Source organism: Rhizobium lentis (assembly GCF_017352135.1).
GTDB lineage: Bacteria > Pseudomonadota > Alphaproteobacteria > Rhizobiales > Rhizobiaceae > Rhizobium > Rhizobium lentis.
The window spans coordinates 214,743-230,557 of record NZ_CP071455.1 but is presented as its reverse complement, the minus strand read 5'-3'; the positions used below and the strand labels follow the sequence as shown (position 1 = coordinate 230,557).

13 protein-coding genes are annotated in these 15,815 nt (G+C 61.9%); 6 read left to right on the top strand and 7 right to left on the bottom strand.

The window, feature by feature from the left end; genetic code table 11:
* Positions 1 to 150: 150 nt before the first annotated feature.
* Both J0663_RS23280 and J0663_RS23275 read right to left on the bottom strand, forming a co-directional pair.
* Positions 151 to 432, bottom strand: a complete 282-nt coding sequence (locus tag J0663_RS23280) for a hypothetical protein (RefSeq protein ID WP_207245293.1) — start codon at positions 430 to 432, stop codon at positions 151 to 153.
* Between the two features lie 27 nt (positions 433 to 459).
* Complete coding sequence (locus J0663_RS23275; protein WP_207245292.1) at positions 460 to 912, bottom strand: hypothetical protein; 453 nt, start codon at positions 910 to 912, stop codon at positions 460 to 462.
* Positions 913 to 1,081: 169 nt separating this feature from the next.
* Here J0663_RS23275 and J0663_RS23270 point away from each other — a divergent pair, with 169 nt between their 5' ends.
* Positions 1,082 to 7,384 carry a HAMP domain-containing protein gene (locus J0663_RS23270; RefSeq protein ID WP_207245291.1) on the top strand — a complete coding sequence of 2,101 codons (6,303 nt, stop codon included), beginning with the start codon at positions 1,082 to 1,084 and terminating at the stop codon, positions 7,382 to 7,384.
* A gap of 10 nt (positions 7,385 to 7,394) precedes the next feature.
* Positions 7,395 to 9,068, top strand: coding sequence for a response regulator (locus J0663_RS23265; RefSeq protein ID WP_207245290.1), 1,674 nt, complete (start codon positions 7,395 to 7,397; stop codon positions 9,066 to 9,068).
* Positions 9,069 to 9,115: 47 nt separating this feature from the next.
* Here J0663_RS23265 and J0663_RS23260 read toward each other — a convergent pair whose 3' ends face one another.
* A complete protein-coding gene (locus J0663_RS23260) occupies positions 9,116 to 9,610 on the bottom strand; it encodes a hypothetical protein (RefSeq protein WP_207245289.1) in 495 nt (164 codons plus the stop codon).
* A 262-nt stretch (positions 9,611 to 9,872) separates the two neighbouring features.
* Here J0663_RS23260 and treZ point away from each other — a divergent pair, with 262 nt between their 5' ends.
* From treZ to J0663_RS23240, 4 genes are all read left to right on the top strand, one after another.
* The gene (gene treZ, locus J0663_RS23255; protein WP_375337269.1) at positions 9,873 to 11,642 is read left to right on the top strand and encodes a malto-oligosyltrehalose trehalohydrolase; all 1,770 of its coding nucleotides are present in this window, start codon (positions 9,873 to 9,875) and stop codon (positions 11,640 to 11,642) included.
* 13 nt (positions 11,643 to 11,655) lie between these two features.
* Positions 11,656 to 13,569 (top strand): 4-alpha-glucanotransferase, encoded by a 1,914-nt coding sequence (malQ, locus tag J0663_RS23250; protein WP_207245287.1) that lies wholly within the window; start codon positions 11,656 to 11,658, stop codon positions 13,567 to 13,569.
* A gap of 11 nt (positions 13,570 to 13,580) precedes the next feature.
* Entirely contained in the window at positions 13,581 to 13,781 is a 201-nt protein-coding gene (locus J0663_RS23245) for a hypothetical protein (RefSeq protein WP_207245286.1), read from the top strand.
* A gap of 193 nt (positions 13,782 to 13,974) precedes the next feature.
* On the top strand, positions 13,975 to 14,136 hold the full coding sequence (locus tag J0663_RS23240; protein WP_167377222.1) for a hypothetical protein: 162 nt from the start codon (positions 13,975 to 13,977) through the stop codon (positions 14,134 to 14,136).
* Between the two features lie 62 nt (positions 14,137 to 14,198).
* Here J0663_RS23240 and J0663_RS23235 read toward each other — a convergent pair whose 3' ends face one another.
* The 4 genes from J0663_RS23235 to J0663_RS23220 all read right to left on the bottom strand — a co-directional run bounded on the left by J0663_RS23235 (position 14,199) and on the right by J0663_RS23220 (position 15,641).
* Complete coding sequence (locus J0663_RS23235; RefSeq protein WP_207245515.1) at positions 14,199 to 14,342, bottom strand: hypothetical protein; 144 nt, start codon at positions 14,340 to 14,342, stop codon at positions 14,199 to 14,201.
* A gap of 85 nt (positions 14,343 to 14,427) precedes the next feature.
* Positions 14,428 to 14,652 carry a hypothetical protein gene (locus J0663_RS23230; protein ID WP_207245285.1) on the bottom strand — a complete coding sequence of 75 codons (225 nt, stop codon included), beginning with the start codon at positions 14,650 to 14,652 and terminating at the stop codon, positions 14,428 to 14,430.
* Positions 14,653 to 14,699: 47 nt separating this feature from the next.
* Positions 14,700 to 15,062 carry a hypothetical protein gene (locus tag J0663_RS23225; RefSeq protein ID WP_207245284.1) on the bottom strand — a complete coding sequence of 121 codons (363 nt, stop codon included), beginning with the start codon at positions 15,060 to 15,062 and terminating at the stop codon, positions 14,700 to 14,702.
* 318 nt (positions 15,063 to 15,380) lie between these two features.
* Positions 15,381 to 15,641 (bottom strand): DUF982 domain-containing protein, encoded by a 261-nt coding sequence (locus J0663_RS23220; protein WP_207245283.1) that lies wholly within the window; start codon positions 15,639 to 15,641, stop codon positions 15,381 to 15,383.
* Positions 15,642 to 15,815 lie beyond the last annotated feature (174 nt).

Genomic DNA, 15,815 nt, shown 5'->3' with positions numbered 1-15,815 from the left:
GGTGCGTGAATATATGCGCCCGGGGGTATAGCCACAGGGGTGGCGGGAAAACAAGATCAAAATGATCAACTTATCGCAAAAATCGACAGTGCTGGATGTTGCGGGCGGGGCAATGCTCTCCGACGTTGCAAGCAAAACCTTCGAATATCGTCAGGTAAGTTTTCCCACGAGCTTGGCATAGTCCGAAAACGTGGCCCCTTCGCCTTTGCGGCCGGCTTCGCCGGCAAGCTGCAGCACGCGGATCGGAAACAGGATCGCTGCTCGGTTGGCGCCGGACAGCTCATGGTCATCGTCATCCTCAATCGCCTTTTGAGCCTTCGAGAGCGCGGCATTGATTTCCCCACGTGTGAGCAATTCCTTCTCGGCGATCGCGTCGCATAGCGAGGCCATTGCCATGATCAGGCCTTTGAGCTGCAGATTGGCGGTATTCATGAGAACTCCCCGATGAAGAAAGGATTTCTAGTCCGCCTCGACCGGCCGGATCGTGTCGACCGAGACCGTGCCGTCGAGAATACCCCGCTTTATATCACGTCTGTCCCGATCGATCTCGATCACGGTGTAGAGCTTGTCGTCTCGGAATGCGCTGGCATTGGCCGTGGTGACATCCTCGGCCGGCGCCGCATCGACTTCCATGAAATCGAGTTCGCGCGCGGAGGCGACGATTCTGGCGTCACCGGGCGTTCTGGCGGCCACGACGACCGTGCCGTGGCCGGGGGCGTTGGCCCATCTGGGATCGTCGGGCTTGGCGATTGGTTCCAACCGGTAGATATTGAGCGCTTCGCCGCCGGCTTCGGGTGATGCCTCCGCTGCGGCATCCTGCATCTGTGCCTGGCTCTCGACCGACCTTCCGAAGGTGGTCGGGCTGGTCGCGTTGTTGATCTCGTTCTTGCCTGTCCTTGAGACGTTCGACATGTCGCTCTCCTTGTCAGGACGGAAACGACGGCTGGCAGGAAACTGTTCCCGCGGAGGCAAAGTTTGCCGTTGACGTTAGGTTAGGCCTAACATTGCAACCATGTGGCACGCCCATAGCATTTTTCCAGTACGGCACTAATTACCTTTTGTTCGACGAGGGGGAAGTTTCGTGAGCACGCAAAGCAGTGAATTTTCGCGCGACGAGTCTGCGCCAGAGAGCCTTAACGGGCACGACCACAAATCCATGGCGTTCGACGATGCCAGTGCCCTCCTCGAGGTCCTGGTCGCGGTGAGGCGCGGCGACTTTTCCGTGCGCATGCGGTCGGATCTCACCGGCGTTACCGGCAAGGTCGCCGATGCGCTCAACGACATTATTGCCGCCAACCAACGCATGGCCCAGCAACTCGAACATGTCGGTCAGGTCGTCGGCCGCGACGGGCGAACGAGCACACGGGTGCGCTTCGGTCTTTCCGATGGATCCTGGTCGGAGATGGAGGGCTCGATCAACGGCCTGATCGACGATCTCCTGTGGCCAACGACGGCAGTCACACGCACGATCACCGCCGTCGCGAAGGGCGATCTGTTGCAGACCGTGCCGCTCGACGTCGATGGGCGGGCGCTCAAGGGTGAGTTTCTGCGCTCGGCCGATATCGTCAATACGATGATCAAGCAGCTGAGCGTCTTCACGTCGGAAGTCACACGCGTCGCCCGCGAGGTCGGCACCGACGGTAAACTCGGCGGGCAGGCGCAGGTGCCTGAAGTGACGGGCGTTTGGAAGGACCTGACCGAGAGCGTTAACTCGATGGCGTCGAACCTGACGGCCCAGGTGCGCAACATTGCGGAAGTGACGATCGCCGTTGCCAATGGCGATTTGTCCAAGAAGATCACCGTCGACGTGCGCGGCGAAATCCTGCAGCTGAAGGAAGCGATCAACACCATGGTCGACCAGCTGCGCTCCTTCGCTTCCGAAGTGACGCGCGTGGCCCGAGAGGTCGGCACCGAGGGCAAGCTCGGCGGCCAGGCGCTCGTGCCCGGCGTCGCCGGCACCTGGAAGGACCTGACCGACTCGGTCAACGCCATGTGCGGCAATCTGACAGCCCAGGTGCGGAATATTGCCCAGGTGACGACGGCCGTGGCGCGCGGCGACCTGTCGCGCAAGATCACCGTCGACGTCTCGGGCGAAATCCTGGAACTCAAGGAAACCATCAACACGATGGTCGACCAGCTGAACGGCTTTGCCGGCGAGGTGACGCGCGTGGCACGCGAAGTCGGCACGGAAGGCCGGCTCGGCGGCCAGGCGCAGGTGCCCGGCGTGGCCGGCACCTGGAAGGACCTGACCGACAACGTCAATTCCATGGCCTCGAACCTGACGGCACAAGTGCGCAACATCGCCGAGGTCTCGACCGCCATCGCCAATGGCGACCTGTCGAAGAAGATCACGGTGACGGTGTCAGGGGAAATCCTGGAGCTGAAGGAAACCATCAACACGATGGTGGACCAGCTGAACGCTTTCGCTTCGGAAGTGACCCGCGTGGCCCGCGAAGTGGGTACTGAAGGCCGGCTCGGCGGCCAGGCCAATGTGCGCGGTGTGGCCGGCACCTGGAAGGATCTGACCGAAAACGTCAATTCGATGGGCGGCAACCTGACGGCGCAGGTGCGCAATATCGCCGAAGTTTCGACCGCCATCGCTAATGGCGACCTCTCGAAGAAGATCACCGTCGACGTGAAGGGCGAAATCCTCGAACTCAAGGAAACCATCAATACGATGGTCGACCAGTTGAACGCCTTTGCCTCGGAAGTGACGCGTGTCGCCCGCGAGGTCGGCACCGAAGGCCGGCTTGGCGGTCAGGCGAACGTGCGCGGTGTCGCCGGCACCTGGAAGGACCTGACCGACAGCGTCAACTCCATGGCTTCGAACCTGACAGGCCAGGTGCGCAACATCGCCGAGGTCGCGACCGCGGTCGCCCAGGGCGACCTTTCGAAGAAGATCACCGTCACTGTGTCGGGGGAAATCCTCGAACTGAAGGAAACCATCAACACGATGGTCGACCAGCTGAACGGCTTTGCCGGCGAAGTCACGCGCGTGGCGCGCGAAGTCGGCACGGAAGGCCGGCTCGGCGGCCAGGCGAACGTGCTCGGCGTCGCCGGCACCTGGAAGGACCTGACCGATAGCGTCAATTCCATGGCGGGTAACCTGACGGCGCAGGTGCGCAACATCGCCGAAGTGTCGACGGCGATCGCGAACGGCGACCTGTCGAAGAAGATCACGGTGTCGGTCTCGGGCGAAATCCTGGAGCTCAAGGAAACGCTGAACACCATGGTGGACCAGCTCAACCGCTTCGCATCGGAAGTGACGCGCGTCGCCCGCGAAGTCGGTACCGAAGGCAAGCTCGGCGGACAGGCGCAGGTGCCGGGTGTCGCGGGCACCTGGAAGGACCTCACCGAGAATGTCAATTCCATGGCCTCGAACCTGACAGGTCAGGTGCGCAACATCGCTGAAGTCACGACCGCCGTGGCGCGCGGCGACCTTTCGCGCAAGATCACCGTCGACGTGAAGGGCGAAATCCTGGAGCTGAAGAACACCATCAACACCATGGTGGATCAGCTCAACGCCTTCGCCGGCGAAGTCACGCGTGTCGCGCGCGAGGTCGGCACTGAAGGCAAGCTCGGCGGCCAGGCGCAGGTCTCGGGTGTCGCCGGTACCTGGAAGGATCTGACCGACAGCGTCAACTCCATGGCCGGCAACCTGACGGCGCAGGTGCGCAACATCGCTGAAGTGGCGACCGCGATCGCCAATGGCGACCTGTCGCGCAAGATCACCGTCGACGTGCGCGGCGAAATCCTGCTGTTGAAGGACACGCTGAACACGATGGTCGACCAGCTTCGCTCCTTTGCCGGCGAAGTGACGCGCGTCGCCCGTGAAGTCGGCACCGACGGCCGGCTCGGCGGCCAGGCGGTCGTTCCCGGTGTCGCCGGCACCTGGAAGGACCTAACCGACAACGTCAACCTGCTTGCCGCCAACCTGACGACACAGGTGCGCAACATTGCCGAAGTCACGACCGCCGTGGCGCGCGGCGACCTCTCGCGTAAGATCACCGTCGACGTGAAGGGCGAAATCCTCGAGCTGAAGAACACCATCAACACGATGGTGGACCAGCTCAACGCCTTTGCCGGCGAAGTGACGCGTGTGGCCCGCGAAGTCGGCACCGAAGGCAAGCTCGGCGGCCAGGCGCAGGTGCCCGGTGTCGCCGGTACCTGGAAGGATCTGACCGACACGGTTAACGTCATGGCGGCCAACCTGACCGAGCAGGTGCGCGGCATCGTCAAGGTGGTGACGGCAGTCGCGAACGGTGACCTCAAGCAGAACCTCACTGTTGCCTCCAAGGGCGAGGTGGCAGCCCTTGCAGAAACCATCAACAACATGACCAATACGCTCGCGACCTTCGCCGATCAGGTGACCACTGTGGCGCGTGAGGTGGGCGTCGAAGGCCGCCTCGGCGGCCAGGCGAATGTTCCCGGTACTGCGGGGACGTGGAAGGACCTGACCGGTAACGTCAACCTGCTGGCCGCCAATCTGACGACACAGGTGCGCGCCATCGCCGAGGTCGCCACCGCCGTCACCAAGGGCGACCTGACGCGGTCGATCAAGGTCGATGCGCGCGGCGAAGTGGCCGAGCTCAAGGACAACATTAACACGATGATCGACAACCTGCGCCTGACGACAGAGCGCAACACCGAGCAGGACTGGCTGAAGACGAACCTGGCGCGCTTCACCAACATGCTGCAGGGCCAACGCGACCTGACGCTGGTCGGCAAGATGCTGCTCTCGGAGCTGGCACCACTAGTCGGTGCGCATCAGGGCGTGATCTACCAGGTGGACGCCGACGAGAGCCAGCCGTTCCTGTCGCTGCTGTCGGTCTATGCGCAAGGCGTCGAGGCGGCGCATCCGCCTCGGCTCGACTTCGGCCAGGGCCTCGTCGGCCAATGCGCCAGTGACGCCCGCCGCATCCTCGTCACCGATCTTCCCGACAACGTGGTTCCGATCACTTCCGGCGTGTTCACGACTCTGCCGAGAAGCGCGATCGTGCTGCCGGTGCATTTCGAGGGCCAGGTGAAGGCGGTGATCGAGCTTGCCTCAGCAGGTGAGTTCACCGAGCTGCAGCTCTCCTTCCTCGACCAACTGACGACATCGATCGGCATCGTGCTGAACTCGATCGAAGCGACCATGCAGACCGAAGGCCTGCTGAAGCAATCCCAGCAGCTCGCCGCCGAGCTGCAGACGCAGCAGCGCGAACTGCAGCAGACCAACGAGCAGCTCGGCCAGAAGGCGCAGCAGCTGGAAGAGCGCAACGTCGAAGTCGAGGCAAAGAACCAGGAGATCGAGCAGGCCCGCCGCGCGCTCGAGGAGAAGGCGACCGAGCTTGCGCTGACCTCGAAATACAAATCCGAGTTCCTCGCCAACATGTCGCACGAATTGCGCACGCCCTTGAATTCGATCCTGATCCTCGGCCAGCAGCTCGGCGAAAATCCCGACGGCAACCTGTCGGGCAAGCAGGTCGAATTCGCAAAGACGATCCACGGTGCGGGGACCGATCTGCTGAATCTCATCAGCGATATCCTCGACCTGTCGAAGATCGAGTCCGGAACGGTTTCGGTCGATGCGGAGGAGATCTTCGTCAGCAATCTGCTCGAGGTGATGGCCAGGCCGTTCCGCCACGAGGCTGAAAACCGCAACCTGTCATTCTCGATCGAGGTCGGCGTCGATGTCACGAAGAGCATCATCACGGACTCAAAGCGGCTCCAGCAGATCCTGAAAAACCTGCTGTCGAACGCCTTCAAGTTCACTGCGCAAGGAGGCGTTACGCTCCGCGTCGCCTCCGCGACGAGCGGATGGTCGCCGGAGCATCCCTCGCTCCGGCATGCGCCTTCCGTCATCGCCTTCGAAGTGGTCGATACCGGCATCGGCATACCGCCGGAGAAGCAGCGCATCATTTTCGAGGCGTTCCAGCAAGCGGATGCCTCGACGAGCCGCAAATATGGCGGCACTGGCCTCGGCCTCGCCATCAGTCGCGAGCTTGCAAACCTGCTTGGCGGCGAAATCCAGCTGCGCAGCACGCCCGGCGTCGGCAGCACCTTCGTGCTCTACCTGCCGCTCACCTATGTCGGTGCCGGTGCGGTGGCGCCGAAGCCTGCTCCGGCCGCGGCCAATGTCGTGGAATTCGCGGAAGCAGCCGCCAGCCGGCGGGCCGAGAAGCCGGCCGAACATGTCGCGGACGACCGCCATCGGATCGAGGCGGGCGACTCCGTGCTGCTCGTCGTCGAAGACGATGCGCATTACGCCCGCGTCCTGGTCGATCTTGCCCGCGACAACGGCTTCAAGGTGCTGGTCGCCATGCGCGGCAGCGATGCGCTCGTGCTTGCGCAGGAATACAGGCCATCGGCGATTTCGCTCGACATCTTCCTGCCCGACATGCTCGGCTGGACGGTGCTGAGCCAGCTGAAGCAGAATCCGCAGACGCGGCATATTCCGGTACAGATCATCAGCCTCGATGAGGACCGCCAGCACGGCCTGACCCGCGGCGCGTTCGCCTTCATGAGCAAGCCGACGACGCCCGAAGGCCTCGGAAAGGCGCTGTCGCGGCTGAAGGCCTATGCCGAACCGCGCCGCAAGCATCTGCTGCTCGTGGAGGATAACGAAGCCGAGCGCATGAGCGTCACCGCCCTTCTCGGGCACGACGACATCGACATAACGAGCGTCGGATCTGGATCGGAGGCGCTCGACATTCTCCGGCAGGGTTCGGCCGATTGCGTCGTGCTCGACCTCACGCTTCCCGATATGTCGGGCTTCGAGGTGCTGGAACAGATACGTGACAATGACGAGATCGCCGAAGTGCCGGTGGTCGTCTTCACCGGCCGCGAGCTTTCGCCTGAGGAAGACGCCACGCTGCACAGCATGGCGCGCAGCGTCGTAGTGAAGGGCGTCGAGTCGCCCGAGCGCCTGCTCGACGAAACGGCCTTGTTCCTGCACCGGGTGGTCGCCGACCTGCCGGCGGCAAAACAGGCGACTCTGCAGGAACTGCACAGCTCGGACGAGGATCTCGTCGGCGAGACCGTGTTGCTCGTCGATGATGATGCCCGCAACATCTTCGCGCTCAGCAGCGTGCTCGAACGTCGCGGCATGAAGGTGCTGACCGCGACGACGGGCAGCGAGGCGATCGATGTTATCAACAACGAGCCCTCCGTCGCGATCGTGCTGATGGATATCATGATGCCCGGGATGGACGGTTACGAGACGATGCAGGTGATCCGGTCGGAGCCCCGCTTCCGACGGCTGCCGATCCTGGCGCTGACGGCCAAGGCGATGAAGGGCGACCGGGAGAAATGCCTGGAAGCCGGCGCGTCTGACTACCTGGCAAAGCCCGTCAACACCGAGCAGCTCCTGTCGGCTCTGCGTATGTGGCTGCACCGCTGAGGATCCGGCTATGAACCCCGTCAACATCCTCCTCGTCGACGACCAGCCCGCCAAACTCCTGAGCTATGAGGTCATTCTCGAAGAGCTCGAGGAAAATCTCATCAAGGCGCAATCGGCGCGCGAAGCCTTCGAGCACCTGCTGCGCACGGAAATTGCCGTGATCCTCGTCGACGTCTGCATGCCCGAGCAGGACGGATTCGAACTCGTCAGCATGATCCGGCAGCATCCGCGCTATCAAAACACACCGATCATCTTCGTCTCCGCCGTCATGCTGGCGGAACCAGACCGGTTGCGCGGCTATGCGGTGGGCGCCGTCGATTACGTCTCCGTCCCGATCGTGCCCGAGGTGCTGCGGGCCAAGGTCAGGGTCTTTGCCGATCTCTACAGGAAGACGCGGGAACTCGAACGCCTGAATGCCGAGCTGGAGGCCAGAGTGCACCAGCGCACCGCCGAACTCGAAGCCTCGGCAGCGCAGTTGCGTCAGCTGAACGAGGAGCTCGAGCATCGCATCGATCAAAGGACGCGCGAGCGCGAGGAGGCGCTGGCGCAGCTCTTCGAGGCGCAGAAGCTCGATACGATCGGTCATCTGACAGGCGGGGTGGCGCACGACTTCAACAATCTTCTCATGGCAGTGCTCGGCAGTCTCAGTCTCTTAAAGAAGCGGCTTCCGGCGGATGAGCGCAGCGAGCGCCTGGTGACGAACGCCATCCAGGCGGCCGAACGCGGTACGGCGCTCACCCAGCGCCTGCTTGCCTTCGCTCGCCGCCAGGAGCTGAAGCCGCAGGCGGTCGACTTCCTACGGCTGTTCGAAAATGTCGAGGATCTGCTCGCCAAGGCGGTCGGACCGCGCGTCGAGATCCGAAAGCGCATTCCGGCGGATCTGGAGCCGCTGCTGGTGGACAGCAACCAGCTGGAGCTGGCGCTGCTCAATCTCTTCGTCAATGCACGCGATGCGCTCGAAAGCGGCGGTGCGGTGACGGTCGCCGCGGCGGCGGAGGAGGCGCGGCCCGCCGGTCTTGCAGGCGGAAATTACATCAAGATATCGGTCTCGGACGATGGCGAAGGCATGGACGAGGCGACGGTCCTGCGCGCCGCCGAGCCATTTTTCACCACGAAGGGGATCGGTAAGGGAACCGGTCTCGGCCTCTCGATGGTGCACGGCCTGGCAGCGCAGTCGGGTGGTTCCATCCAGATTTCGAGCACAAGAGGGAAGGGCACGACCGTCTCCCTCTGGCTGCCCGTCGCGCAGAGGGTTCCGAGGGCAGAGCCGGCGGACGTGCCTGCGGTCGCCGAACCCTTGAACCCGGTCTCGCGATCGCTTGCCATCCTCGTCGTCGACGACGATGCGCTCGTCAGGACCGGAACCGTGGCAATGCTGGAGGATCTCGGCCACCTGCCGCGGGAAGCGGCTTCCGCGTCTCAGGCTCTGGAATTCCTCGCCGGCGGACAGGAGTGTGATCTCGTGATTACAGATCATGCCATGCCGGGCATGACGGGTGCGGAACTTGCGCGCTACCTTCGTTCAGCCTTCCCCAACCTGCCGGTGATCCTCGCCTCCGGCTATGTCGAGCTTACCGAGGACCAGGGGCTCGGCCGGATGCTCAGGATGACGAAGCCATTCACGCAGGAGCAGCTCCAGGCGGCCATGGACGCGGCGCTCAGGGATAAGGTCGCCGCCGCGTGATGATGATCGAAGCGCCGCGCCTAGCGGGAGCTGGAGTATCTGGGGGATCAAGTTTCACCCCTCATTTGCCTCGCTCCCACGAGAGGATCAGAAAGTACGCTGTCAATTTTATTGTCCTTCGGGTTGATGGCCAACGCCGCCTCTTCAAAGTCCCTGGCGCCACTCAGAACGTAGACTGTTTTGCATCTTCCGAGATTATCTATTGAGGGATCGCACAACGTTAATAGTCGATGTTCGATGTTTAAATCTTCATTTATGATCTTGCGAACGTCCGACAATACTTGCTTTGCGTGGCTGTCTGGATTTCTAATATAGGAAGCGCCGTCAAAATTTAGGCTCTTCGCAATCATCACCGTCCGCTTGCTTCCATCGCACTCCATGACGAGCGCCGCGTCTGATGAAGCTTTCCCAAAGCGTGGGCATTTTATTTCAACGGAATCGAGCGATACAGGAAAACTCCCCCATGATTCGCGCGATTCCATGTCCGAACCGAATGCTGGCGCGAGACCGGAAATCATCAAAAGGAATCCGGTCGCTGCCATCGCGCCGTGTCTTACAAAATGTTTTGAAATTATCGAAATAGTTTGCAAGCCGCAGGTAACCTTTTCGCTTCAAGCATCATCCCGTCGTCGTCGCATGGTTGAAGCACAACCGCGTTTCAAACGGAATACATGGAGACGCAGATCAAACGCCGTTCACCTTCGCGGCACTCAGCTTGCGCACTCCGCTCAGGCGAAACTTTTTGCTCTGACAAAAGTTACTCAAATCCCACCCTCCACTGAAGGCTTTCCCTTGACCAAAACGATGTTCGGCCCCGCATTCACCGAAGATGGCACTCTGTTTCGCCACTGGGCGCCTTTGCATCAAAGCGTGTCATTGAAAATCGAAGGAGGTGCCACGCGTCCGATGCAGCCGACAGAAGACGGGTGGCATCGGTGCATGGTTGCAGATGCCCGTGCCGGTGCGCGCTATCGTTTCGTCCTGCCGGATGGCCGCGAAGTTCCCGATCCTGCCTCGCGGTTCCAGCCGCAGGATGTGCATGGTCCGAGCGAAGTGGTCGACCTTTCCGCCTATCGCTGGAAAACGGGCGACTGGACGGGCCGGCCATGGGAAGAGATGGTCATCTACGAACTGCATATCGGCTGCTTTACACCGCAGGGGACCTTCAGGGCCGCGATCGAACGTCTCGACCATTTGCGGGAGCTGGGCGTTACGGCGCTGCAGATCATGCCGCTCAGCGACTTCCCGGGCCGCTACAACTGGGGCTATGACGGCGTGCTTCCCTATGCGCCCGACAGCAGTTACGGCCGGCCGGAAGATTTCATGGCGCTGGTCGATGCGGCGCATGAGCGCGGCATCTCGGTCTTCCTCGACGCGGTCTACAATCACTTCGGACCCGACGGCAACTATATTCCCTCCTACGCACCGCTCTTTACCGATCATCACAAGACGCCCTGGGGCCACGGCATCAATTATGACGGCGACGGCTCTGAGATGATCCGCGAATTCATCATAGAGAACGCCATCTATTGGATCAGCGAATTCAGACTTGATGGTTTTCGCTTCGACGCCGTCCACGCCATCAAGGACGACAGCACAGAGCATCTTCTTCATGCGCTTGCGCGCCGCATTCGGGCGGCGGCCGGCGGCCGCCAGGTTCATCTGATCGTCGAGAACGAGGAGAACGACAGCGATCTTCTGCTGCGCGACGAGAACGGCGAGTCGAGGCTGTTTACCGCCCAGTGGAACGACGACCTGCATCATGTGCTGCATATCGCTGCGACCGGCGAGACCTTCGGCTATTATGCCGATTATGTCGGTGACGCGCACAAGCTCGGCCGGGCGCTGGCGGAAGGCTTCGTGTTCCAAGGCGAGCACATGCCGTATCGTGGTGGAAGCCGAGGCCGGCCGAGCGGCCACCTGCCGCCCGCCGCCTTCGTGTCCTTCATCCAGAATCATGACCAGATTGGCAACCGGGCGCTGGGGGACCGGATTATGGCGTCGAGCCCGACCGATGCCGTCAAGGCCGTCACGTCAATCTACCTGCTGGCACCGCAGATACCGATGCTGTTCATGGGCGAGGAATGGGGTGCGCGAGAGCCCTTTCCGTTTTTCTGCGATTTTGACGAGGAACTGAACGAAAAGGTCCGGATGGGTCGGCGCAAGGAGCTTTCGCGGCTGCCGGGCTTCGACGCCGACGAGCGTCTTGATCCGACGGCGCCATCGACCTTTGCGGCCGCCAAGCTCGACTGGTCGAAATGCGCTTTATCGGGAATGCTTGAATTCTACAGGACGCTGCTCGACCTTCGGCATCGACGGATCGTACCGCTGCTGAAAGGCGCCGGCGATGGAAACGCGGCCTATCGCTCGGCGGGCTCAACGCTTGCGGTCGATTGGGTTTTGGCCGGCGACCGGCGTCTTCATCTGGATGCCAATCTCGGCAACGAGGCGGCGCCGCTTCTCTCCCGGCGTGACCAAGGCGAGACGATCTTCCGCCTCGGCGGCAGCGATGGAGGTCAACTGGCGCCCTGGACAGTGATCTGGAGCATCTCGAAAGGTGAGGGCCTGGCATGAAGGCGATCGGACGATGAAATCTGCCGGGCTCGACAAGCTCGCCCGCCGATACGGGATCAGCCCGACCCGGCCCAGCCCCGACGGCCGCGAGGTGGCGATCTCCGCCGATACCAAACGCAAGATACTCTCGGCTTTGGGAGTCGAACTGGCGGCAGCCACCCAACGAGAGACGAATGCACCGCGACGGGCGCAGGAGCCGGCGGATAAGGCAATTCCCAAATCATTTCTGCCGGATTTTCTGTTCAGGACACGGGTCTGGGGTATCAGCCTGCAGCTTTACGAGCTCCGGTCGGCGCGCAATTGGGGCATCGGGGATTTCGAGGATCTGTCCGATATGGCCGGTCTGGCGGCGAAGCTCGGCGCCGATTTCGTCGGCCTCAACCCGCTCCATGCGCCTTTTCTCGCCGATCCCAACCGCTGCAGCCCCTATGAGCCCTCAAACCGTCAGCATCTCAACCCGCTCTATATCGCGGTCGATCGTTTGCCGGGTTTTGTCGGTAATGCCGAACTCGAACGACAATTGAAGGGGCTTCGCCAGGCCGATCTCGTCGATTATGTCGGGGTCGCACGGGTCAAGCTTGGCGCCTTGCGTGATCTATGGCGCGCCTGGTTGCAGTCGGGCGCTGCCGATGAAACCTACAATCCCGGTGATTTCGAGAGCTTCGTCGCGCGAGGCGGCGACAGCCTGCGGCGGCACGCGCTTTTCGAATGCCTTTCGTTTTCCATGGTGGAGCGCGGGGCAGGCGCCGGCTGGCACGGATGGCCGGGGGATTTCCAGCGTTTCGACAGCGCTGCCGTCGCCGAATTCGAGCATGGGCATGCGGACGAGGTCCGCTTCCACATGTGGCTGCAGTGGCTGGCGCATCGTCAGTTGCTGCTGGCAGCGGAGAGGGCGCGCAAGGCCGGACTGCGGATCGGACTTTATCTCGATCTGGCCGTGGGCGAGGCGGTCGACGGGTCGGCGACTTGGGGCGAGCCGGATGTCTATATCTCCAAGGCAACCATCGGCAGCCCTCCCGATCCGTTTGCTGTAGGGGGGCAGGACTGGCATCTTGCCGGGTATTTGCCTTCCGCGATCGTCGCCGGAGATGGGTCGCCTTACCGGCGCATGGTGAGCGCCGCCATGCGATATGCCGGTGCGATCCGGATCGATCACGCCCCGGCGCTCCGGCGCCTCTTCCTCGTGCCGCTGGGCAGCAAGCCGGACGGCGGCGCCTATGTCCGCTACCCCCAGCATCGTCTTCTGCAGATTCTCGCCGAGACTTCCGCCGAGCATCGATGCCTCGTCATCGGCGAAGCGCTGGGAATGATCCCCGTGGATTTGCCGGACGAACTGGCAGCGGCGCAGATACTCTCTTATCGCATCCTCTCCTACGAACAGGACAAGAAAGGCTTCAAGCCGCCGGATGCCTATCCCATTTTCGGCCTAACCTGCATTTCGACGCATGACCATCAAACCCTGGTCGGCTGGTGGCGCAGCGCCGACATCCAGGATCGCCGCGACCACGGCATCGTGCCGCCCGATCTCACGGCAAAACATCTCGAGCACCGTCGGCGCGAGCGACGAAATCTCAAGGCGGCGCTGCGCGCCGCCGGCCTCGAGATGCCGGCCCGGCTGAGCGCAAGGGCAAGCCGGGAGACCTTGAGGGAATTGACTGTCAGCGCCTACCGCTTCATCGCCCGGACCCCTTCGCTTCTCGTCGCGGTCCGGCTGGCGGATCTGACTGACGAGAAGAGGCCCACCAATATACCGGGCACCAGCGTCAGCTACCCGAACTGGAAGCCGAAGCTGTCGGTTTCGCTCGAGGGTCTGGCGTCGAACCCCTTGCTGGACCGTATTACGGCGGCAATGCGGGAAGAAAGACCACGAAATCGCGCGGAGAGGGAACGATCGGGAAGCAGGCGGATTTCGATTAGACAAGGATAAGGATCGCCACGATGAAACCTAGGAAACCACTTGTCGAAGTCGCCGTCGAGACCGAGAAGGGACGGGTGCCGCTGGGCATCATGAATGCTAAGCAGGCATTGTCACTTCCTGACGATATCGATGTGAAAGTATCGCATCCCGATCATGAGGCGGGCAGTACCGACAATTTCATTCCCAAGGACGAACTGCGGCGGCACCTGGACAAGTCTTAGGCTGTCTCAGTCCGCCAGCCCGCGTAGCCAGGTGATTTGCGTTTCGGGCCCGGAACCTCCATGGGCCTCGAATGTTTGAGTCGATAAACCGAAGGAGAAAAATTATCGCACATGCCGACCGCAGACCGAGCGGTGGAAACTGCCAAAGGCGCAAGTCCATCGCTTAGATCATCAATATGATGGAAAACAGACCATGACGACCGCATTCATCCTTGTTGCATTGGCTCTCATCGTCATCTACGCCGGTCCGACCTTGCTTTATATCTGCGTCGGCTATGCCGACTACGTGATCGAGCGGCGCCGACATTTGCTGGCTGTAAAACACGCCGTAAAGCGGCGCAGCGACGAGCTGTAGGCGAACGGAGAGCCAGCATCACATTCGCGCTTGGGATGCCGAAGTCTTCGGCCGCCAGAGTTTCACTCGTCGTCTTTGGTGCGCTCGGTGATCGCGAAGTCCTGAAGGATGCCGGCCTTTTCAGGCTCGTTGCCGGCATGCGCAATAAGCGCATAGAAGGCCGCACGAACGATCTCCTTCCTGGTGGCCTGCGGATGCGATTTCATTACGGCCTTGATGAGCTGCTTCGGAGTGATATCGGCCCGCGTTCCTTCAGGACGGCTTCGCCGAGCTCCTTCAAGTCCTGTTCTTTCATCTGATTTCCCCCGAACCCTCATCCCCGATTTCTCCGGCATCATGATGAGGTAGAAGGCGCTGCTTTACTTCCTCGGCCGCGACCACGATGCCTCTGGCCGTTCCCGCCAGGGCAAGCTCAGCAGCGATGAAAGGGTGCTTGCGCACAAGCTTGCCCAGCGCCTTGGCAGCGGCAGCCGCCTTGGCCTGGGACAGTACGCCTTTATCTGCGTGTTTGCGCAAGAGAGATTCCAACACTCGCTTCGAATGCTTTGGGGGCGGCGTCGCATCTAGTGCACGGCGACGCCCTTCCGAGGGTTTTCTTCGGCCCGTTTCCTGATTTTCTTCGGAAGCGCCGCGCTGGCGGCGTCACGCACGACTTCGACGGCCGCATCCGTTGCGCTATGAAAGGCTTGGCCGATCAGCCCAAGGGTCTTGGCGCCCTTGCGCTTTCCCGATCCTGCGGCGTCGGCAATGTCGTCGTGGTCCTCCACCAGCACGGCGGCGGCAGCGCCGGCGCCGGCGATCAGTGCCTTTCCCAGGATGTCACGGCCTGTGGGGCTCGCCAGCAAGGTTTTCAATATTGAATTCTTCCGGATGCTGTTCGGCACCTTGTACCCGGCAATTTTCCTCGGAATCTTTGTTTTGGCCATGGTATAGCTCCCTTCGAGCGGAAAACGCAGTGAGACGCGCCCTGTTCCCGGAGTCCGTAGGACAGGCGTCAGTGGATCGACTGCGAGGTTGGAGCATTGATCTTGAGCAGATCCGGGGGGAAACATCTCGTTTAATCCTGCGGCGAGATCTTCGACATCTGTCTTGCCGTCGCAGAAGAGCTGGATCGCGGCGATGCAGAGAACAATCGCCCTTCAGTTGATCAAGATAACGGACGCGTTGTTGATGCCAGCCCGCTTGTCTCCTTGGTGAGATAGCGCGCGGACCAGCGGTTCGAGCTGCGGGCCAAGTTGCTCGCGTCAGGCCAGGACGCCGGCGGCAATGGCGGCCTGGATGAAACGTTGGCGCGCCAGTTCCGCACTTCCGCGTCGGCGAAGCGCATCGACGCAGCGCCGCTTCGCTTCGACATAACCGCCGCCCCGAACATCGGACCAGCGGTGGTTCAGGGCGTCGAGCGCCGCGTCCGGGCCTTCTATGCGCTGCTGTTCGCTCGCTCCGGTGCGGATGAAAACCGGATACCGCCACACGAGCTGGAAATCGACCTCGATGATATCAGCCATGACATGATCCAACGCGGTTGTTCAGGCGGTGGGCGCAGCCTCTGTCTCGGTCTCGGAAAATCCGGTAGTGGGCCGGGTGGCCAAACGCAGGTGAGGCCCTCTGAAGGAGCCGCTGCCGGATCGGGGCTTCGTGGTTCATATGGCATCTCCTTTGCAGACCGAACTACGCCACAG

Bases quoted from the DNA above. Each gene is read 5' to 3' on its own strand.
- J0663_RS23280 (WP_207245293.1), bottom strand. From the start codon at position 432: ATGAATACCGCCAATCTGCAGCTCAAAGGCCTGATCATGGCAATGGCC.
- J0663_RS23275 (WP_207245292.1), bottom strand. From the start codon at position 912: ATGTCGAACGTCTCAAGGACAGGCAAGAACGAGATCAACAACGCGACC.
- J0663_RS23265 (WP_207245290.1), top strand. From the start codon at position 7,395: ATGAACCCCGTCAACATCCTCCTCGTCGACGACCAGCCCGCCAAACTC.
- J0663_RS23260 (WP_207245289.1), bottom strand. From the start codon at position 9,610: ATGGCAGCGACCGGATTCCTTTTGATGATTTCCGGTCTCGCGCCAGCA.
- treZ (WP_375337269.1), top strand. From the start codon at position 9,873: ATGTTCGGCCCCGCATTCACCGAAGATGGCACTCTGTTTCGCCACTGG.
- malQ (WP_207245287.1), top strand. From the start codon at position 11,656: ATGAAATCTGCCGGGCTCGACAAGCTCGCCCGCCGATACGGGATCAGC.
- J0663_RS23245 (WP_207245286.1), top strand. From the start codon at position 13,581: ATGAAACCTAGGAAACCACTTGTCGAAGTCGCCGTCGAGACCGAGAAG.
- J0663_RS23240 (WP_167377222.1), top strand. From the start codon at position 13,975: ATGACGACCGCATTCATCCTTGTTGCATTGGCTCTCATCGTCATCTAC.
- J0663_RS23235 (WP_207245515.1), bottom strand. From the start codon at position 14,342: ATGAAATCGCATCCGCAGGCCACCAGGAAGGAGATCGTTCGTGCGGCC.
- J0663_RS23225 (WP_207245284.1), bottom strand. From the start codon at position 15,062: ATGGCCAAAACAAAGATTCCGAGGAAAATTGCCGGGTACAAGGTGCCG.
- J0663_RS23220 (WP_207245283.1), bottom strand. From the start codon at position 15,641: ATGGCTGATATCATCGAGGTCGATTTCCAGCTCGTGTGGCGGTATCCG.